Below are 21726 nucleotides of genomic sequence, written 5' to 3' on the forward strand. Positions count from 1 at the left end.
TCATTTCAAGTATTTAGTCATCGGCAATAAAAACCGCTGAGTATTTGATAATAAAGATTTAATCATCGCATCATCTATGCTTCTGCAAGCTCTTGATACATAATCGTCCTCCATCTCACCTTTTTGCATCTGGCTTCCTTGTAAGCTCTGGAACAATGCAGATAATGCTTTTTGTTGAATTTCTTCACTCGAAAAATCGTACTGTTTAGTCTTTTTATCAAAACAAGCCTTAACCCAACTCCAACAACTTTGAGAAAGAAGAATTAGTGGGGAATTAAACCCTTCACAGTAGCCCTCGACTAAGTCTTGCAGATAAACCAATGCATCTTCTTTGCTAATTGCTGAGAACTGCCAAATGCTATTCTCTCTTCCCAGTGCCAGGCTTTCCCCTTCACCTATTTGTAAGTTAAATAACAAATGCTCCACCCATAGCTGTACGCCATCATTAGCAGTTAAGTAAGCCGGGCGATAACGTACTATTCCTGTTTCATGAACATTTTTCAGCACACCAGTGATTTTTATTCCATTTAACTGAAAATCAAATGGATAATCAAATAGCTGCATATCATATTCTTTAACTTTTTCAGCTAATGGCGATATCTCATTCAACTGTTGTTCCCAAAAAAGTTGGCCAAATTGCCTAGCTGGCAGCTGACCTGATGCCTTTAAAGCAGAGTAAAAAGGTTCAATGCTTTTATCTTTGACAAGCAAATCTAAAATTTGGTCATTAATTTTATATCGCTGTAATCTACCTAAGTTAAATGGTTCTTCTTCTGGCAGTTCAGTTTCTTCAATAGAAAAATGGACTTTCAAACGCTGTTGAAAAAACGCCCTAATAGGATGACGATAAAAACGTAATAATTGTTCTAACGAAATTTCAGTGATGGGTTCACGTATTTCAAGTACTGAACAAAATGGTTCATCAACTTTATTTGTTGTTTTTGCAGCAGGTAACCATTCACTCGCGAAGCTTTGATAGGGCGTTTCTGGTAAGAAATTTTCTTTGGCGAATGGGACTCTATTATGTTGAATGACCAGATGTGCTCTTAATCGTTTAGCACTTTCATCTATATTCAAGGTTTCATCGCCAATTAAACAAAAACTTTGGCAAATATAGTCAATTAATTCAGTCACTAATACCGATGGATTACAAGGCTGATTATCACGAATAGAAAGCCCAATATAGCTAACATACAGTTGTTTAGATGCTGAATTCAATGCTTCTAAGAATAGATATCTATCGTCGTCCCGGCGTTTTCTATCACCACGAACAGGCTTTTCAGCCATCAAATCAAACCCTAAAGGTGGTATATTTCGCGGGTAAGCCCCATCATTCATCCCCAATAAACACACAACCTTAAATGGCACTGAACGCATTGGCATCAAAGTACAAAAGTTAACAGCTCCAGCCAAGAAACGTTGACTAATCTTTTCATCATCAAAACGAACTGAAAGTTCATCACGAATTAATCGCAATGGCACTTGTTCTTCATATCCTGAAGTTATCGCATTATCGATTATTTGATGCCACTGTTCCGTCAATAGTGCGAGAACGAGTTCAGTTTCTCCATCAACCATAAAGCAGCTATCAAGTAATTGTTGGCAAAGTTCTTTCCACGCATCAAGTGGACGTTCTTGTGCGAGTACAGAACGCCATTCTCTGAGTGTGTTGATTAATAGTGCTAATTTCCCAGCAAGTTGAGCCGCTAAACCACTACATTCATCATAAGGTAAAATACCATTCCATGGGCCATTTCTACTATCCATTGCATAGCCAAGCAACATTCTACTTAAACCAAACTCCCATGTGTTTTGCCCTATCACCGGTAAAGCGAAAGAACGTACATTATCATCATCAAGCCCCCAGCGGATCCCTGATTCATTAACCCAGCGGCGCAATAAACTTAACTCACTTTCATCAATACCAAAACGTTGAGAAAAAGCAGAAACTTCAAGTAGGCTGAGAACTTGCTCCGTTGAGAAACGGCTCTGAGGCAAGTCAAGTAACATAATAAATGCCTGTAGAATAGGGTGAGCTTGTAGTGCTTTTCTATCTGAAATTGAAAATGGGATATAACGAGTTGATGCTGTATTACCAAAAACAGCCTGAATATAGGGTGCATAGCTGTCAATATCTGCAACCATGACAATGACATCACGCGGTGTTAGCGATGGGTCTTGCTCAAAAAGAGCAAGCAGATGGTCTTGTAATACTTCAACTTCCCGCTGTGCACTATGGCATAAATGGAATGTTATCGAATTATCTGACTTATTGATTGCTCGCTTACCGATACTCGTTTCATAATCTTCTAATGTTGTCCCTAATTGAGCGTGATTTTCGAGATCTAGAATATCTTGCTGGATATTCTCTAATAAATTAACTCGTTCAGTATCAACATAGGCTGATATTTCATTAGCGCTATCGATTTGAGAAATAAAGTATAAATTGTCTCTGCCAAGCCTTCCCCACGATGCGAGTAATGGATTTACGATGTCCTGTTCACCATTTTCGTTGAATAAATTAGGTACATGCTCTTCAAGTTTAAAACGTGAAATTTCATGTTTATCAAGATAATGTCGAAGCTTTCTTTGCTGTAACCTAGCTAAAAACGATGCACTTTGAATATCACCCCAATAATAACGACAAGGGTTAGTGAACATTAAATGAACATCTGTATGTTCTGCTATAGCATTGAGAGCTTGTAGATAAACAGGCGGAAGAGATGAAATACCGCAAATAAAAATACGTTTAGGCAGTTTTTTTCCTAAATCAGGGTTCGATGATAATGTATCAATAAAATGTTGATATAAATTAGCACGGTGCCAAGGTGGCTGTTTTAATTCATTTGAATAATCAACAAGGCATTGCCACAAACGTTTTTGCCACAGTTGATTTTCACTTAGCCCCTCTACTCGTTCATTTTTTTGCCATACTTCGACCCATTGTGGGCGATAAACTAAATACTGGTCAAATAAATCGGCAATCCTACCAGCAAGCTGATGAAGTTTACGTTTATCTGTATCCTCTTGAAGATAATGCCTTAAAGGTTCAAATTCGTCCTCGCCAATGACAGTTGGCAGTATTGTCATGAGTTTCCATGTCATGGCTTGCTTGGTATAAGCACTTTCTTTTGGAATATCCGGTAAAACCCGCCTAAACATGTCCCAAATAAATGTTGCAGGTAAGGGATAGTTAATATTTGCGGCAATACCAAATTGCTTAGCAAGTTCGATTTGCAGCCACTGAGACATCCCAGGGCTTTGCACTAAAATTATTTCTTGCTCAAAAGGGTGAGAAAGTGGTTCATTTTTCATTAAATGAGTCATTAGATCTTTTAATAAATCTAATTGATTAGAATGATACACTTGAAACATAGTGCTCTCCTGTTGAGCAATACCAACGACTTAATGAAAATGGCTGTCTTTTTATTGTTAACGATACCACTAACTCTGTACAGTTATCGACCTGCGGTAAACGGGTCATTTGTATTTTCCATTCAGGGTAACGCAAATCTGGGTCCATGGCAGAATTTTTCTCCCCAGATATTGATGCTGTTAACATTGCACTTTTTTCTAATGTGCTATGCAATGCCCTAACCGCTGAGGAATTCATATACAATTGATTAAAATTCAATATGATATATTGAGAATAGTTTACCAAAGCTACTAATGAAATAGCAAAAATAACCACGCCAATCATTGCCTCTATTAATGCAAATCCTTGCTGTTTTATTTTCACTAGCAAAACCCTTTTTTTACTACTGGGCAATAATCTAACCACCCATTTTTACGGGGAAAAAGCTGTTGCTTATTTGCATCTAATACCATCCATCGATAAACTTTAATATCATTTCCTAGACGATAATGGCTTTGCCCCGACAACAAATAAGTCGCCCCTTTGTAGTGTTTTAAACAACTTTTCCACTGCTGAGTTTCCTCTGTCTGGCAAACCCAACTCCTTAGCCCTCTATACTGACTATCCCATTTCAATGTCCCACCCCACGCAAGCGCTGACTCTGCTTTATTAAAAGCATCGAAATATTTAATTTCCTTGCGCAGTTCATCTCGAGCCCGCTCTTGGAAAAAATGTACAGATTTAATCAATAATGAGCCTATTGTGATAAAAATGATCACCGTAAGTAGAGACGCATTTCCCTGTTGTTGCGCTATATTCTTCATAAATTCCTAACCAAAACCGCTATTCGGTAATCAAACGTTTGGTTAGGTAACAAATCTGCCTTAAGGTTTATTTTCATTTCAAGTAATTGGGTATTTTCCTGCCAATCAAACGCTAATTTTTTAACCTTGATTAACTTCTCATCAAATAGCGATTGCCAACGCGTTCCATCGCAATCCCTGACATTTCGATTAGATTCTAATTTTTCATTATTTAATCGATACCCAAAATAATCAGACTCTATCGATTTAGATTTAATATTCTCCCACTTGCCCGATAAATCTTGGTCGTAGGCAAAAATAATACATGAGTTACTTCCTCGACTTAAAAACTTAGATGTGATTTTTAAAGGCTCTTTTCCACAATCTAAGCTACTGCAATAACCGATCCTTCTAAAATCTTTTTCCATGTTTATTAATGTTTGCCTTATATCTTTGTCTACTTGATATTGAATATAAGCTCGATAGGTTTTTTTAAACAATGTCGGAATGGCACTCATCGCTGATACACAGACAATGCTACTGATTGCCATTGCCATCAATATTTCAATCAGTGTAAAACCCCGCTGTTTTTTTAATTTATCGTTATTTAAGGGGTTCAACATTTCGGCACCCCAGTCATTTTTTTATGACTACAACTTCTAATGCGGCCTAATGAAGAGATATAAATGGTGATCTGCTCATACTGATTTTTTAGCCCTACACTGAAAGCACGAATAGTCCCCTGCTTTCCATATAACTGAATTGACGTCCGGCTCGCTTTCCAGAGCTCTATTCCTCGATGCCTTTCTGCTGTTAGCTTGCCAACCTCTTGATTGTTATTTGCATCTTTAACAAGCAGCTGCCAATCACCTACCCCAACCTTAACCGATAATATTTGGTACCTATTTAAATAGACGCCTTCCATCATTTGACTATAGATAAACTCTGATATTTGCCTAGCTGCATCGATTAATCGTTGCCTTTCTACCTGCTGTTGCCATTGATATAAACCAGACAACATGACCAAAGAACAGATAAATAAAACAATTAGAATTTCAATTAAGGTGAAACCACGCTGTATTGTATTTGATTCAACTTTCATCTTGTTGTGACCTCACTTTTTCATACGCAAGACAGAGATTGCCAAAAAAAGCCGATATAGCGAGGCCTGTCATTGCAAACTGCATAACGTTTCGCAACAAAATAAAAAGATTCATATCCATACAACTTGGTCTGCGAAGCGCTTCGCAAAAAAATAGTTAATTCAAAGTAAATACAAGAAAGTAAATTAATTATGAGCCAAGATAAAACTCATCAAGGACAATGAAATCAGTAAAGGGAGGGAAATAGTGAGATGAAAAAAACAAGACTAAGATGGTTTTCAGATAAAACCATCTTAGTAAACAATTTATTCGCTAATCAAACAGTAAATGGATACTTGATAGCCTCATGGCACTGGTACCCTTCGAGGATAAAATCATCTGAAGTTACCCATGTTTCGAGGTCTTCTAATGACTTAATTTCGGGGTTAATAACCAATGAAGGGGAAGCAAAAGGCTCACGTTTCAGCTGGACATCACGCATCAAAGGCAGTTGGTTCTCATAGATGTGCGCATTCACAATTTTATGATAAGCCTTACCAGCTTTGTGCCCTGTAATGCGAGCCATTAGTGCAAGTAGAACAAAACATTGTACTTGGTTGAAATTCAGGCCAAGAGGAACATCACAGCTACGCTGATAAGATGTTAAATGTAGCGTATCACCTAATAGTGAAAAAGTGTGAGTATGCATGCAGGGACGTAAGCAGCCCATTTCAAATTCACCCGGGTTATAGAAAGTGATAATTTCCGCGCGGTCATCAATTCCATTTTTTAAGTTATTGACGACTTTTTTTAATTGGTCTAAGTGCGTACCGTCTGGACGTTGCCATGAGCGCCCTTGAACACCATAGACGCGCCCCATGTCATCTTCGCCTTTACGATGGGGATTATTTAGCCATGCATGGTTTTCGTTTGCATTCGCATTCCAAGTATTACACCCAATCTCGCGAAACTGGGCTGCGTTATCATAGCCGCGAAGGTAGCCAAGAAGCTCTGCTATTGCCGCTTTATAAAAACTTTTACGAGTCGTAATCAAGGGGAATTGATTATTACCAACATCATATTCAAGGTCAGCGTTAATAACGGTTAAACAACGAACTCCTGTTCGTTTGTTTTCAACCCATTGGCCTTCATCAATAATACGTTGGCATAAATCAAGATACGGCTTCATAGTGACTCTCTTTTTCAAAAATAACTTAAGTGGCTAACTTTCACCAGCTGAACTTCATTGTTTTAATTACAAAATAGTTATGTTCAACAGACTAAGCTAGCCTTAGCAATTGTACTTATTAACTCTTTTTGGGCTCTTTTAGTGGCTTATGAGCCGGCACATTTTTACCGTATTTATAAGCCCAAACAATCATCAGAACTCCAATAATAATCATTGGGATTGATAAAATTTGCCCCATGCTAATACCACCAAACAAACCAAGCTGGGCGTCTGGTTGCCTAAAGAATTCAACGATGATCCTAAATGCACCATAACCAATCAAGAATAGCCCGGAAACACTCCCCATTGGGCGAGGTTTACGCACAAATAAGTTCAAGATAAGGAAGAGAACAATCCCTTCTAAGAACATTTCATAAAGCTGCGATGGGTGTCTTGGTAACACACCATATTGCTCTAATATGGGTAATAACGAAGGGTCCTGGGCGGCAAGTTGAATATCTTCACTGCGCGAATGGGGGAATAAAAATGCCCACGGTGTATCGAGTGTCACTCGTCCCCATAACTCCCCATTAATAAAGTTCCCAATACGGCCCATACCTAAGCCAAATGGAATTAATGGTGCAACAAAGTCAGAGACTTGCAAGAAACGACGGCGAGTGCGGTGAGCAAACCACATCATGGCACATATTACACCGATTAGGCCGCCATGGAAGGACATGCCGCCATCCCAAACCTTAAAGAGATATAGAGGATCATCAAGAAAAACAGGGAGATTATAGAAGAAAACATAACCTAGCCGGCCACCGACAAATACGCCAACAAAGCCAATATACAGTAAATTTTCGACTTCATTTTTTGTCCAACCACTATTTGGTTTTGCAGCACGACGTCCGGCAAGCCAAAGGGCAAAAACAAAGCCAACAAGGTACATAAAACCATACCAGTGTAACGATACTGGCCCAATCGAGAACATAACAGGATCTATTTCTGGAAATGCTAAGTAGTTGTTACTCATTGTTCCCCACTTTTTAATCATTAAGCCAACTACTCGTCGACTATTACGTATTCAACAGACTTCAACTTATAAAGTCCCCTGAAGCATACAACAAAAAGGATAGTGATTTATACTTGATATTTTTCGAAGTAAACTAAATTAAATGCTCACGTCTTGCTGTGAATTAAATACCCCCACGAACAAACCCACCTAAATGATGCAATTCCATAAATTCACTCGCTTCTTGCCTAACGCTGTCACTCGTTTCTGCAGCCAACAACTTCGGTACTAACTGCGACATCAAGACAGGGTCAAGCTGGCGGATTAAATATTTCATACGAGGAACACTACGCCCACTCATACTTAAGGAGCGATACCCAAGTGCAATTAATACCATTGCGCTAAGTGGCTGCCCCGCCATTTCCCCACAAACACTTACAGGAAGTTGAAGGCGTTGGCACTCTTCACTGACTTTTGCTAAAAAGCGTATTACTGAGGGGTGAAGATTATCATATAGCGCTGCTACATGGGTGTTATTACGGTCAACCGCAAGTAAATATTGTGTAAAGTCATTCGTTCCAATAGAGATAAAATCAACCCGTTTTTTAATTTCAGGTAATAAGAACAGCAAAGAAGGAACTTCAAGCATAATACCAATTTGAGGCATCTCAATTGGCATTTTTAATAAAACACTCACTTCATCCCTTGCTCTTTTAACCAACAAAATGGCTTCGTCTATCTCATTAACACTGGTCACCATAGGTAATAAAATACGTAAATTACCCGAAAGCATATTCGCCCGAAGCATAGCCCTTAGCTGAATCAAAAAAATCTCGGGCTGGTCCAACATAATACGAATACCACGCCAGCCTAAGCTTGGGTTTTCTTCGCTAATTGGCATGTATGGCAGCTGTTTATCCGCCCCTATGTCAAGGGTTCTTAACACAACAGGTTTGGTTGGGAAGAGCTGTAAAACTTCTTTATAGAGCTGTTTCTGCTCATCTTCCGAGGGAAAACCATTGTGCAACATAAAAGGAAGTTCAGTACGATACAAACCAACACCATCAACCCCTGTGTTAATTTGCTGCTCGTACCGCGGACTTAACCCCGCATTAAGGTAAATATGAACGTGTTCGCCACCTTTAAGTATTGCATCTTGCCCAAGAGTCCCTTCTGCTAAGCGGCTAATGACATTTTCTTCTTCAATAATTTGCTGGTATTCCTGAACAATTAAGTTTTCAGGTTCAATAAAGAGTTCGCCACGATAACCGTCCAAGATTAAATGGCGGTTATGTAATAACGAAGGCTCAATATCCGCCCCCATAATTGCAGGAATTCCCATAGCTCTGATTAAAATCGCAGAATGAGAATGTGTTGCTCCGTCACGCACGACCACACCAGCAAGTTGCTCAATAGGTAACTCAGCTAATACGCTAGCGCTTAATTCATCAGCAACTAAAATAAAACGGTCTGGCCATTGTTCATTGGGAAGTAATGAATCATCAAGATGAAATAATAAACGTTGCCCCAAGGCTTTTAAGTCAGCCCCTCTTTCTCTTAAATAGAGGTCGCGCAGGCGAGAAAACTGCTCTACATAATTTTCAATGACCGTTTTAACTGCCCATTCCGCGGTTGCGTTGTCATTAATGGCAGCAAATAGGTGTTTTTTTAGCTGTGGGTCGCTAAGCAGATGATTATAGAGATCAAATATTGCAGCACTTTCCTTTGCTGAGCTCGCCATAAAACGTTTACTAATACGACGACATTCCGCCGTGGCGCTTTCGAGGGCTGTAGCAAGGCGTTGTTTTTCTTTGTCGATATCAATGGCGCTGGCTTGAAAAACACTCTCTAAAGAGGGTTGGGAACTATCTTGCCACCCATAAGCCATTGAAATCCCCTGTGATACAGGAATGGCTTTAATTCTATTTTGTCGATATTGCCCAAAAATACCTTTTGCTTGAGCTTGTGACAAGATCACGGCAAGTTGCATCGACAACGTGACCATAAAAGATTCTTCGGTTTCATTAAACAGTCGTTTTTCCCGCTGCTGTACCACCAGCACGCCTAATAATTGACGACGATAGACCACGGGGACACCTAAGAAAGCTCTTAACTGTTCTTCTTTAAGCTGAGGCAGGAATTTATATTGAGGATGTTCACGAATATCGGCTAGATTGAGCATCTCAGATTGGCGCCCGACGGCACCCACGACACCTTCATCAAACCCTAGGCGAATAGCAATCCCGCTAGGTTTTTTTAACCCGCGGGTTGCCATTAAGTAATAGCATTGGCGAGGGTGATCCGCTAAATAAATGGAACAAACGTCTGTCCGCATTGCTTTGCAGGTCTCATTCACCAACACTTCTAGCGCATCAGTTAAACTTGTCGCCATTGCAACTTTTTCGACAATTTCACGTAAACGCATCAACATAGGCTACTTTGCTCCACGCCTACGGTTATTAAAAGTGGGTCGTTGTGGTAATTTTTGTTCCTGCAGAGGCATAACAACAGGGGCAAATTCCTTCATAACACGCCGATAAACTTCACGTTTAAAAGAAACTACCTGCCTAACAGGATACCAATAACTGACCCATCGCCAGCCATCAAATTCTGGCGATTTACTGCGCTGCACGTTTATATCGGCATCATTGCATTGAAGTTGAAGTAAAAACCAACGCTGTTTCTGCCCAATACAAACAGGTTTTGTATCCCAACGCACCAAACGCTTGGGTAATTTGTAACGTAACCAATTACGGGTAGATGCCAATAACCTAACATCCTTACGCTGTAGCCCGACTTCTTCGTATAGCTCACGATACATCGCCTGTTCCGGCGATTCCCCGGGATTGATGCCTCCTTGAGGAAACTGCCATGAGTGCTGACCATAGCGGCGGGCCCATAAAACTTGCCCTTGCCGATTACAAATTACAATTCCTACATTCGGGCGGTAGCCATCATCATCAATCACAGACTACCTCAATAACCAAATTTGAAAGATGCCTAATTGTTTCACACATACCTAAACTGGTAAACCTATATCAATACAGTTTGCAGATATGTCTGAAGTCACTACAATAGTGAACATCTCAACGGGGTGCCGAATTTATTTAGGCTGAGAACTAACCCGTAGAACCTGATCCGGTTAATACCGGCGTAGGGATTTGAGCCACCGCCTGCATATCTGCACCGGTTCCACCTCAAATCCTGTGTCACTCTCTATTAGCGCAGGAAAAAGCATGTTTAAAAACAAAATTATAGCATCGATTTTTACCTTTAGTGCACTCAGTTTAAGCCAATTAGCATGGGCTGATAAGCCAACACTCACTGTTTATACCTACGATTCCTTTGCTGCAGAGTGGGGCCCTGGCCCTCAAATTAAAAAGAATTTTGAAGCGCAGTGCGATTGCGAGTTAAAAATAGTGGCGCTGGGAGATGGCGTAGCGCTGCTAAACAGACTCAGAATGGAAGGGAAAAAAAGCAAAGCAGATGTGATTTTAGGGTTAGATAATAATTTATTAGATTCTGCTGAAAAAACAGGCCTGTTTGCCCCTGCTGACATTGATACTAGTGCATTGAAGTTGCCTATTTCGTGGGATAGCTCAACCTTTATTCCTTATGACTATGGTTACTTTGCATTTATATATGACACTAATAAAATTAAACAACCACCAGCAAGTATGGATGCATTATTAAATAGTGATAATAATTGGAAAATTATTTACCAAGATCCTCGCACCAGCACTCCAGGGCTTGGCTTAATGCTGTGGATTGAAAAACTGTATGGCGATAAGTCTGCGGATGCATGGCAAAAAATGGCAGGCAAAACACTTACCGTCACTAAAGGTTGGAGTGAAGCTTATGGCCTGTTCTTAAAAGGGGAAGGTGATTTTGTACTCAGTTATACCTCATCACCGGGCTACCAAATACTTAATGACCAAAAAGATAACTATGCGGCGGCATTATTTAATGAAGGTCACTACATGCAAGTTGAAGTCGCAGCAAGGCTAAAAAATAGCCCACAACCGGAACTCGCCAAGCAATTCCTACAGTTTGTCTTAACGCCTGATTTCCAAAACACCTTACCAACAACGAACTGGATGTATCCGGTCATTGATATTCCATTACCTGAGGTATACAACCAGTTACCTCTACCTGAAAAAGCCTTACAATTTAGTTCTCAAGAAGTTGCAAAAGAACGCCAAAACTGGACTCGTTTATGGCAAGCCGCCGTCAGTCGCTAATGAATTTATCTTTACTACCGGGGGCGTTGGCCTCCGGTTTATTGATTACAGTTGCACTCATTAGTTTTGGCGCGCTGTGGTTTTTTGCACCTGAAATTTCACTGGCTGACATTATCAGTGATAGCTATTTGTGGCATGTGATTGGTTTTACTTTCTGGCAGGCTTTTTTATCCGCTATTTTTTCTGTGATCCCTGCTATTTTTCTCGCAAGAGCATTACATCGCCGTCGTTTTTTTGGGCGAACTCTGTTTTTACGTTTATGTGCGATGACTTTGGTTCTTCCAGTGTTAGTTGCCGTGTTTGGTATTTTATCGGTTTACGGGCAAACGGGTTGGTTGGCTAAACTTTGCCAATTATTGGGGCTTAATTACACCTTCTCACCTTATGGTCTAAAAGGCATTTTGTTAGCGCATGTATTCTTTAATATGCCACTAGCAACACGTATGCTATTGCAATCTTTAGAGAATATTGCCGTTGAGCAACGGCAAATTGCAGCACAGCTGCGGTTTAATGAGTGGCAACAATTTACTATTTTAGAATGGCCTTATTTACGACGACAAATATTACCCACGGCCGCATTAATTTTCATGTTGTGCTTTGCCAGCTTTGCGACGGTTCTTGCTTTAGGAGGCGGCCCGGCAGCAACCACCATCGAATTGGCTATTTACCAAGCACTGAATTATGATTTTGATTTAGGACGAGCCACCCTTTTGGCACTCATCCAGCTGTTTTTCTGTGTTGGTTTAATGTTTATCTGCCACAGAGTAAATAGTGTATTTTCAGTGGGTTTTAGCCAACAAGCGCAATGGGTTGACCCCGCTGATAACGCATTTCGTCGTATTCGTGACCTGCTGCTCATTATTGCTGCCATGCTATTGCTGCTTCCCCCGCTGTTCGCCGTTATTTTCGATGGCTTAAATGGGCAACTCTGGGCGGTACTGCAGCAATCTGCCTTATGGCAAGCCACTGCAACCTCGGTGTTTATTGCACTATGTGCGGGCGCTGTCTGCGTGGCATTAACCTTAATGTTGTTATGGAGCAGTCGTGAATTGCGCTTACGCCAAGCTGCTCGTCTTGGGCAAGCCATAGAACTTAGCGGGTTAATTATTTTAGCCATGCCCGGTATTGTGCTAGCGACAGGTTTTTTTATCTTTTTTAATGAAACGATAGGCTTACCTGAATCCCCTTACCCATTAGTCATCATGACAAACGCTTTGTTAGCTATCCCCTATGCGTTAAAAGTATTAGAAAACCCCATGCGAGACAGCGCTGAACGCTATAACCCATTGTGCCAATCACTCGATATTTCGGGTTTTAATCGCTTTCGAATTATTGAACTTAAAGCACTGCGTAAACCAATCGCCCAAGCGCTCGCATTTGCCTGTGTTATCTCAATTGGTGATTTTGGTGTCGTCGCGTTATTTGGCAATGATAACTTCCGCACGCTCCCTTATTATCTTTATCAGCAAATAGGGGCTTATCGGTCGAACGATGGGGCTGTTACGGCCATGCTATTGTTATTACTTTGCTTTTGCTTATTCAGCTTGATTGAACGTATTTCAGGAAAACATCATGATTAAATTGACTCAGTTAGATTACCAATACGACAACCTGACAATGTCATTTGATTTTTCTGTTCAGTCCGGTGAGTCTGTGGCAGTTATGGGGCCAAGTGGTGCAGGGAAAAGTACGCTATTAAGTTTAATTAGCGGTTTTCAATTTCCCAATAGCGGTAAGATTGTGCTCAATGGCGAAGACCATACCTTCACGCCACCTGCTAAGCGCCCTGTTTCCATGCTATTTCAAGAAAATAATTTATTTTCACACCTGACTATCCGGCAAAATATTGGTCTGGGTCTGCAACCCAATTTGCGCCTTAATAAAACGCAAATTCAACTAGTTGAACAAATGGCGAGCCGAGTCAGCCTGAGTGAATGTTTAGATCGGTTACCGGCTCAATTGTCGGGGGGACAACGCCAACGCGCAGCATTGGCACGCTGCATGATCCGTAACCAACCGATTTTACTGCTTGATGAGCCTTTTTCTGCTCTCGACCCTGCATTACGCCGAGAAATGCTGTTATTACTTAAGGAAATTTGTGCTGAGAAATCAATCACGTTATTAATGGTTTCCCATAATGTCGATGATGCCCTGCAAATTGCCCCACGGACACTGGTTATTGCAGAGGGGAAAATCGCCTACGATGGCGATACTCAATTACTATTGAAAGGGCAAAGTGCGGCATCTGCGTTACTGAGTATCACAACCGCTGCCAATAATTAACACTGTATAAATTCACACTATTCGCGTATATTTATCATAACTATTTTTATGCGAGTAGCCTAATGACCCAACTCATCCGCTCAGTGGAAAGAGGCTTTATTCTTAGCCGTCACTGGAAAGACACCCGCCACGGTGTCGAGGTCTCTTATTGGCTACTCACTGATAACCAACCTCAAAAGGTCACTGTTCCCTATCAAAAAGCGATTGGCTTTTTAGCTGAATCTCAATTTCCTCAAGTAAAACATCTATTAGATGAACAACCCAGCATTACCTATCGGCTCCTTGAATTAATTGATTTTAAACGCGAAAAAGTCTATGCAATTTATTGCCATCAATATCGACAATTACAGAACCTTGAAAAAAGTTGCCACGAATTGGGTGTGGAATTATTAGAAACCGATATTCGTCCAAGTGAACGCTATTTAATGGAACGCTTTATCGCAGCTTCTGTCTGGTTCTCTCGGGATCCCCAAGGGGAGTTCCAACTAAAACCTTGCGAAGGTTATCGCCCTTTAGTCAAAGCCGTTTCCCTTGATATCGAAACCAGTCAACATGGTGAGCTCTATTCGATAGGGTTGTCTGGCTGCGGTGACAACGTGGTATTTATGCTAGGGCCAGAACAAGGGCCGGCATTGAGCACTGAACATCGCTTAATTTATGTGAATAGCCGCCCACAATTACTTCATAAGCTCAATGAATGGCTTCACCAATACGACCCTGATGCCATCATCGGTTGGAACCTAATCCAATTCGACCTACAAGTCTTACAAAAGCATGCAGAGCGTTATGGCATCCCCTTATTGTTTGGTCGGCAAAGTAAAAAACTGGAATGGCGAGAGCATGGCTTTAAACAAGGAGTATTTTTTGCTGCTGCTGAAGGCCGATTAATTATTGATGGTATCGATGCATTAAAAGCCGCGACATGGAGTTTTTCCTCATTTAGTTTAGAGTTTGTCGCCCAAACGCTACTTGGTGAGGGCAAAGCCATAGATACCCCTTATGATCGAATGGATGAAATAAACCGTCGCTTTGCTCACGATAAACCGGCCTTGGCACATTACAATATTCAAGACTGTATTTTAGTTCATCGGATCTTTGAAAAAACTGATTTAATGGCGTTTTTGCAGGAGCGTTCAACGGTGACAGGGTTGCCTGTCGATCGAATGGGGGGCTCAGTTGCCGCATTTTCTCATTTATATATCCCACGATTGCACCGCCTTGGTTTCGTTGCGCCAAACCTCACAGAGCAAAAAATGCAACTCAACCCCGGTGGCTTTGTCATGGACTCTCAACCCGGGCTATATGACTCCGTATTAGTTTTGGATTACAAAAGCCTATATCCTTCAATTATTAGAACTTTTCTCATCGACCCGGCGGGTATGATTGAAGGATTAGCGCATCCAGACCTTGAACATTCTGTTCCCGGTTTTCGCCAAGCTTGGTTTTCTCGCACAACCCACTGTTTACCCGATATTGTCAGCCATATCTGGCAAGAACGGGATAAAGCCAAAAAAGAACATAATGCACCGCTATCCCAAGCGTTGAAAATTATTATGAACGCATTCGCTGGGGTACTTGGGGCTGAAGGTTGTCGTTTTTTTGACCCAAGGCTAACTGCATCAATCACCATGCGCGGACATGAAATCATGCGTACAACCAAACGTTTGATTGAGTCACAGGGTTATCAGGTTATTTATGGGGACACCGACTCCACGTTTGTGTGGTTACGTGATGCCCACACTGAAGAGCAAGCCCAAAAAATTGGTTTTGCTTTACGTGATTACGTGAATAGTTGGTGGAAAAAGCATTTATCAGAAGAGTGGCAATTAGAGGGGGTTTTAGAGCTCGAATATGAGACCCATTACCGCCGATTTTTAATGCCAACCGTGCGTGGTGCTGAAATGGGGAGCAAAAAGCGCTATGCAGGGCTGAGTAAAGACACCATGGTGTTTCGAGGGCTGGAAACCATTCGCTCAGACTGGACCCCATTAGCACAAATATTCCAAAAAGAGCTCTATACTCGTATTTTTTATCGCCAACCTTACCGTGAATATATTCGTGAATATGTACAAAATATTCGTTCAGGCCAATATGATGACCGTTTAGTTTACCGAAAGCGTCTGCGCCGAAAATTGACTGATTACCAAAAAAATGTTCCCCCCCATGTTCGAGCCGCTCGTACCGCTGATGATTATAATTTAAAATTACAGCGTCCTTTGCAGTACCAAAATGGTGGTTGGATAAACTATATTATCACTCAAGCGGGGCCTGAACCGCTAGAAATCATCACAGCAAAACCAGATTACGAACATTATATCGCTAAGCAAATCAAGCCAATAGCCGATGCCATCTTACCTTTCTTACAAGATGACTTTGATACCCTGCTAACTGGGCAAATCACCCTTTTGTTTTAAAATTTATTCCACCTTTGATGCTTTTTTAACAGGTGACGATAGCCCTCGGTTGAATTAATATATCGCCCCTTTGATATCTCGCACGTCTGGCTACACAAATTATGCGTGATAATCAACAATACCCGTTATAATTCAAATAGACATTACTTATTGTCTTGGCCACAAGCCCAGCAAACGTCTTGATGCTTACTTTGCTGCAATTTGAATGATTAAATGTGTATAATTAATCATCAGGTAACGACTGTTTTTAAAATAATTCGAACTCTTCCTTGTGTAACTAGCTAATGCGTTACACCAACACTGGGCGAAGACACTGATAAAAATTGTCTTAAAAAATCTAAAAAATAAACTCTCAATTTTATGGAATTAAGTTAAATCTATGCCATTTACTCTTGGTCAACGCTGGATCAGCGATACAGAAAGCGAACTTGGATTAGGTGCCATCGTGGCAATTGATGCCCGTATGGTAACGCTGCTTTTCCCTGCTAGTGGCGAAAACCGCCTTTACTCTAGCAGTGATGCCCCTATTACCCGAGTGATGTTTAATGAAGGTGATACCATTACCAGCCACGAAGGCTGGCAACTTCAAGTTGAAAGCATTGAAGAAGATAAAGGATTATTGACTTACATCGGCACACGCTTAGACACGCAAGAAACCGGTGTGAGCCTTAGAGAAGTGTTCCTTGACAGCAAGCTCACATTCAATAAACCGCAAGATCGTTTATTTGCTGGGCAAATTGACCGTATGGATCGTTTTGCTTTGCGCTTTCGTGCACGCAAATTTCAAAGCGAGCAAGTCAAACACCAAGCGACTGGCTTACGCGGCATTCGTGCAAGCTTGATCCCACACCAATTACATATTGCCAATGAAGTGGGAAAACGCCACCACCCGCGCGTATTACTCGCTGACGAGGTGGGTTTAGGTAAAACCATTGAAGCAGGAATGATTATCCACCAGCAATTAATGGCAGGCCGTGCTGAACGTGTCTTAGTTATCGTTCCTGATAGCTTGCAGCACCAATGGCTGGTTGAAATGCTACGCCGCTTTAACCTACGTTTTTCATTGTTTGATGATAGCCGCTATAGCGAAGCACAACATGACAGCGACAATCCATTTGAAACAGAACAACTTGTTCTCTGTTCACTGGATTTCGTCCGCCGCAATAAGCAGCGTTTTGACCAATTAGTTGAAGCTGGCTGGGACATGATGGTTGTCGATGAAGCTCACCACTTACAGTGGAGCGAAACAGCCCCGAGCCGCGAATATCAAGTCATTGAAACATTAGCCGAAAATATCCCGTCTATTTTGCTATTAACGGCAACACCAGAGCAACTTGGCCAAGAAAGCCACTTCGCCCGCCTGCGTTTGCTTGACCCTAGCCGTTTCCATGATTACCAAGACTTTATTGCTGAGCAAGAAAACTACCGTCCGGTCGCTGATGCAGTTTCACTGTTACTGTCGGGTGATAAACTAACGAGTGACCAGCAAAATTTACTTAATGAGCTAATCAAAGAACAAGATATCGAACCGCTGCTAAAAGCGGCTAATGTTGAGAGTGAAGACGGCCATGCTGCTCGCCAAGAACTGATCAACATGTTGATGGACAGGCACGGAACAAGCCGCCTGTTATTCAGAAATACCCGTAATGGCGTGAAAGGCTTCCCGCGTCGTGAATTGCACTCATTAAAAATGCCATTACCCAGCCAATACCAAACCGCAATTAAAGTGGCCGGTATTATGGGTAGTAAAAAAGACGTTGAAACACGTGCAAAAGAGATGCTCTATCCAGAACAAATTTACCAAGAGTTTGAAGGTGAAAACGCCACTTGGTGGAACTTTGACCCACGTGTTGAATGGTTAATGGGCTTTTTGACTGCTAACCGTCATGAAAAAGTGCTAGTGATCTGCGCAAAAGCCGCAACTGCTCTACAATTAGAACAAGTTTTACGCGAGCGCGAAGCTATTCGTGCTGCCGTGTTCCATGAAGGGTTATCGTTATTAGAGCGTGACCGTGCAGCTGCCTATTTCGCCTCGCAAGAAGAAGGCGCACAAGTATTACTGTGCTCTGAAATCGGCTCTGAAGGACGTAACTTCCAGTTCGCTAATCAATTAGTAATGTTTGACCTGCCATTCAACCCTGACCTGCTGGAACAGCGTATTGGCCGTTTAGACCGTATTGGCCAAAGCCGTGATATCAGTATCCATGTGCCTTATTTAGAACAGACTGCGCAAGCGGTGCTGATCCGCTGGTATCACGAAGGCTTAGATGCCTTTGAACATACCTGCCCAACCGGTCGCGCTATCTACGATAAATACTACCAACCATTGCTACAATTTATGGCTGAACCGACAGTCACTGAAGGTTTTGATGATTTTATTAAAACCTGCCGTGCTGAACATGACAGCTTGAAATTACAATTAGAACAAGGCCGTGACCGCTTACTTGAAATGCATTCAAACGGTGGCGAGTCGGGTAATCAATTAGCTGAAGAAATTGGCGAGGGTGATAACGATACCGAATTGGTCAACTTTGCACTTAATCTTTTTGATATCGTGGGTATTAATCAAGAAGATAAAAGTGATAACTTGATTATCCTAACGCCTTCAGACCATATGTTAGTCCCTGATTTCCCAGGGCTTCCTCAAGATGGTTGCACCATCACATTTGATAGAGAGCAAGCGCTTTCCCGTGAAGACACGCAATTTATCAGCTGGGAGCACCCAATTATTCGTAATGGTTTAGATTTAGTGTTATCTGGCGATACTGGCAGCTGCGCAGTTTCTTTGTTAAAAAACAAAGCATTACCTGTTGGCACCTTATTGACTGAACTCATTTACGTTGTGGAAGCGCAAGCACCTAAAAACCTGCAAATTAGCCGGTTCTTACCTGCAACACCAGTACGCTTATTAGTTGATTTAAAAGGTAATAACTTATCATCTCAAGTTGAGTTTGAAAGTTTTAACCGCCAATTAAATGCCATTAATCGCCATATGGCGAGCAAATTGGTCAATGCCGTACAAAATGAGGTTCATTCGGTATTACGTTTATCTGAACCGATGATCGAGAAAGAAGCCAAGGCATTGATAGAAAATGCAAAAGAAGCGGCAGATAAGGCACTGACGCTGGAACTTTCTCGTTTAGAAGCACTCAAAGCGGTCAACCCCAATATCCGTGATGAAGAGCTTGAGATCATTGAAGAAGAGCGCCAAAAACTGATGACCAATATCGACCAAGCTACATGGCGCCTAGATGCCATCCGCTTAGTTGTGGTGACTCATCAATAAGCGTATTACGTGCTAAACCATTCATGCACTTATTATTAGCTGTTTAAATTATGATGAGCGTAGCTTAAAATCATTACCAATTTCTCCCTCATTAGAGGGAGAATTTATTTTAAGAGCTTTGGGAGCGATATACCTTATGATGGAACCCTACCATCCCTCCGTTGAACCTTGGCTGCATGTGCTATACCAAGATGACCATATTATTGCGGTGAATAAGCCTAGTGGGCTACTTTCTGTGCCCGGAAAAGCCCCTGAGCACCACGACAGCATTATGAGCCGTGTTCAGCGTGATTTTCCCGTAGCTGAATCTGTACATCGCTTAGATATGGCGACAAGTGGTGTCATGGTTGTGGCGCTACACAAAAAGGCTGAGCGAGAGCTTAAACGCCAATTTAGGGAGCGTGAGCCTAAAAAAGTCTATATTGCTCGTGTTTGGGGTCATTTAGAAAAAGAAGAAGGTTTGATTGATTTACCGCTGATTTGTGATTGGCCAAACCGCCCTAAGCAAAAGGTGTGCTTTGAAACGGGTAAATCGGCACAAACTGAATACCAAGTTTTACAATATGAAGAACAAGCCACTCGCGTGAAACTGTCACCAATTACAGGCCGCTCTCACCAATTGAGAGTCCATATGTTAGCTTTAGGCCACCCTATTCTTGGTGATCGCTTTTATGCTCACGATGAGGCCAAAGCGCTCGCCCCTCGCTTACAGTTACATGCTCAGGAGTTATATATCACCCACCCTGAATATGGCACACCAATGCATTTTACCTGCCCACCGGATTTTTAACGGTCTCTAATCGATTGATTAGATTTCAATATTACCAGTGCAGAAATTAACTCACTCTGTTTTTGCGCTGATTATTTTCCCGTTTGTTTTTACCCTAAGAACATACATAACTATGTAACTAGGGTGCGCGAGCGCAGCCAACAAAAAACGGAAGCGAAATAATCCATTTTAATTATTCCCCTGATTTCCCCTAAATAGTTCGTGTTGCAGCTAGGCGGCAAAAGAGCAAATCCCTAGGCGCATAGATAACTACGTGACTAGGGTTCATGAATGAAGATAACAAAGCGAGATTTTTGGGTTTTTCTTCGTTAGCCTGATTTCCCCTAAATAGTTCGTGTTGCAGCTAGGCGGCAAGAGAGCGAATCCCTAGGAGCATACAGTAGTATGTGACTAGGGTGCGCGAGCGCAGCCAACAACGCTGCGGCGCGAAATATGACGGGGAAATTTATTTGAAGCCGAGCTCCTTCTTAACTAAGTCATAGGCCGCTTGGATTGATTGCGCTTTTTGCTTCGCTATTTCCATCATTTCTGGCGGTAAACCTTTAGCAACCAGTTTATCGGGGTGATGTTCGCTCATCAATTTACGATAAGCACGCTTAATTTTTGTTGGCTCGTCACTGGGAGACACACCAAGCACTTTACAAGCATCTTCAAGGGTTGGGCCATTCGATTGCTGATAATAGCCGCCTGATTGCTGCTGAGAGTACCCTTGGCCAAATTGGCGACCACTTTGGATCATATCCAAGAACTGTTCAAACTGAACCTTAGAAATCCCTAGTTCTTCTGCAATGATAAACAGTACTTTTCGTTCGTTCGGATGTAATTGTCCATCGGCAAAAGCAGCTTGTAATTGAATTTCCAGAAACATCTGAATCAAATCAAAACGACCATAGCAGGCCATACGTAATTGTTTTAGTACATCACGTAGAGGAAAGTTAGGTGATTTGCCTTCTCTAAACGCCTGTTGAGCCGCTTTTCGTGTTTCTCCGTGTAATTGCATTCTGTCCATTAAATTGGTCGCAAGCTGAATGTCTGTCTCGGTTACACGGCCTTTGGACTTCGTTAAATGCCCCAAAATTTGGAAAGTACTCGCAAAGAAAATGATTTGGCGATCTCGCTTATTCATTCGCCCTGCAAATTTACGTTGGATCGATGCTTTATCAAAACCATGCCCAATAATTAACCCAACTAGCGCCCCCCAAAAGCCTAATCCAGAGACGATTGCGAGTATAACGCCAATAATTTTGCCCCAATAGTGCATATATCCCTCAATTCTTCAATGCTCAAAA

16 protein-coding genes and 1 riboswitch are annotated in these 21726 nt (G+C 41.7%); of the genes, 6 read left to right on the forward strand and 10 right to left on the reverse strand.

What is annotated here, in order from left to right:
• The 9 genes from recC to rppH form a co-directional block, all read right to left on the reverse strand.
• Positions 1-3375: an exodeoxyribonuclease V subunit gamma gene (gene recC, locus M1E86_RS15535; protein ID WP_213913038.1), complete on the reverse strand. Its 3375-nt coding sequence runs from the start codon at positions 3373-3375 to the stop codon at positions 1-3.
• On the reverse strand, positions 3353-3739 hold the full coding sequence (locus tag M1E86_RS15540; RefSeq protein ID WP_213913039.1) for a prepilin-type N-terminal cleavage/methylation domain-containing protein: 387 nt from the start codon (positions 3737-3739) through the stop codon (positions 3353-3355). Before M1E86_RS15540 ends, recC begins: the two co-directional genes overlap by 23 nt.
• The gene (locus M1E86_RS15545; RefSeq protein ID WP_213913040.1) at positions 3739-4179 is read right to left on the reverse strand and encodes a DUF2509 family protein; all 441 of its coding nucleotides are present in this window, start codon (positions 4177-4179) and stop codon (positions 3739-3741) included. Before M1E86_RS15545 ends, M1E86_RS15540 begins: the two co-directional genes overlap by 1 nt.
• Complete coding sequence (locus M1E86_RS15550; RefSeq protein WP_213913041.1) at positions 4176-4781, reverse strand: prepilin peptidase-dependent protein; 606 nt, start codon at positions 4779-4781, stop codon at positions 4176-4178. Before M1E86_RS15550 ends, M1E86_RS15545 begins: the two co-directional genes overlap by 4 nt.
• Positions 4775-5260, reverse strand: a complete 486-nt coding sequence (locus M1E86_RS15555) for a prepilin-type N-terminal cleavage/methylation domain-containing protein (RefSeq protein ID WP_213913042.1) — start codon at positions 5258-5260, stop codon at positions 4775-4777. Before M1E86_RS15555 ends, M1E86_RS15550 begins: the two co-directional genes overlap by 7 nt.
• Positions 5261-5577: 317 nt before the next feature.
• A complete protein-coding gene (locus tag M1E86_RS15560) occupies positions 5578-6429 on the reverse strand; it encodes a thymidylate synthase (protein ID WP_213913043.1) in 852 nt (283 codons plus the stop codon).
• 118 nt (positions 6430-6547) lie between these two features.
• A complete protein-coding gene (gene lgt / locus M1E86_RS15565) occupies positions 6548-7444 on the reverse strand; it encodes a prolipoprotein diacylglyceryl transferase (RefSeq protein ID WP_213913044.1) in 897 nt (298 codons plus the stop codon).
• A gap of 163 nt (positions 7445-7607) precedes the next feature.
• Positions 7608-9854 (reverse strand): phosphoenolpyruvate--protein phosphotransferase, encoded by a 2247-nt coding sequence (gene ptsP, locus M1E86_RS15570; RefSeq protein WP_213913045.1) that lies wholly within the window; start codon positions 9852-9854, stop codon positions 7608-7610.
• 3 nt (positions 9855-9857) lie between these two features.
• On the reverse strand, positions 9858-10391 hold the full coding sequence (gene rppH, locus M1E86_RS15575) for an RNA pyrophosphohydrolase (protein WP_004908658.1): 534 nt from the start codon (positions 10389-10391) through the stop codon (positions 9858-9860).
• Positions 10392-10503: 112 nt separating this feature from the next.
• A riboswitch (TPP riboswitch) is annotated at positions 10504-10601 on the forward strand.
• A gap of 58 nt (positions 10602-10659) precedes the next feature.
• On the opposite strand from rppH, the gene thiB reads away from it, so the two are divergent.
• From thiB to rluA, 6 genes are all read left to right on the forward strand, one after another.
• Complete coding sequence (gene thiB, locus M1E86_RS15580; RefSeq protein WP_213913046.1) at positions 10660-11664, forward strand: thiamine ABC transporter substrate binding subunit; 1005 nt, start codon at positions 10660-10662, stop codon at positions 11662-11664.
• On the forward strand, positions 11640-13244 hold the full coding sequence (gene thiP / locus M1E86_RS15585) for a thiamine/thiamine pyrophosphate ABC transporter permease ThiP (RefSeq protein WP_213913047.1): 1605 nt from the start codon (positions 11640-11642) through the stop codon (positions 13242-13244). Before thiB ends, thiP begins: the two co-directional genes overlap by 25 nt.
• Entirely contained in the window at positions 13237-13947 is a 711-nt protein-coding gene (thiQ, locus tag M1E86_RS15590) for a thiamine ABC transporter ATP-binding protein ThiQ (RefSeq protein ID WP_213913048.1), read from the forward strand. The genes thiP and thiQ overlap by 8 nt, the downstream gene beginning before the upstream one ends.
• 62 nt (positions 13948-14009) lie before the next feature.
• Positions 14010-16361 (forward strand): DNA polymerase II, encoded by a 2352-nt coding sequence (locus M1E86_RS15595; protein ID WP_213913049.1) that lies wholly within the window; start codon positions 14010-14012, stop codon positions 16359-16361.
• 379 nt (positions 16362-16740) lie between these two features.
• Positions 16741-19647, forward strand: a complete 2907-nt coding sequence (rapA, locus tag M1E86_RS15600) for an RNA polymerase-associated protein RapA (RefSeq protein ID WP_213913050.1) — start codon at positions 16741-16743, stop codon at positions 19645-19647.
• A gap of 136 nt (positions 19648-19783) precedes the next feature.
• A complete protein-coding gene (gene rluA, locus M1E86_RS15605; protein WP_140171583.1) occupies positions 19784-20437 on the forward strand; it encodes a bifunctional tRNA pseudouridine(32) synthase/23S rRNA pseudouridine(746) synthase RluA in 654 nt (217 codons plus the stop codon).
• Positions 20438-20882: 445 nt separating this feature from the next.
• On the opposite strand, the gene djlA is transcribed toward rluA, so the two are convergent.
• Positions 20883-21698, reverse strand: coding sequence for a co-chaperone DjlA (gene djlA / locus M1E86_RS15610; protein ID WP_213913051.1), 816 nt, complete (start codon positions 21696-21698; stop codon positions 20883-20885).
• Positions 21699-21726: the final 28 nt, after the last annotated feature.

The organism is Providencia sp. PROV200 (assembly GCF_049901995.1).
GTDB classification, from domain to species: domain Bacteria; phylum Pseudomonadota; class Gammaproteobacteria; order Enterobacterales; family Enterobacteriaceae; genus Providencia; species Providencia rettgeri_E.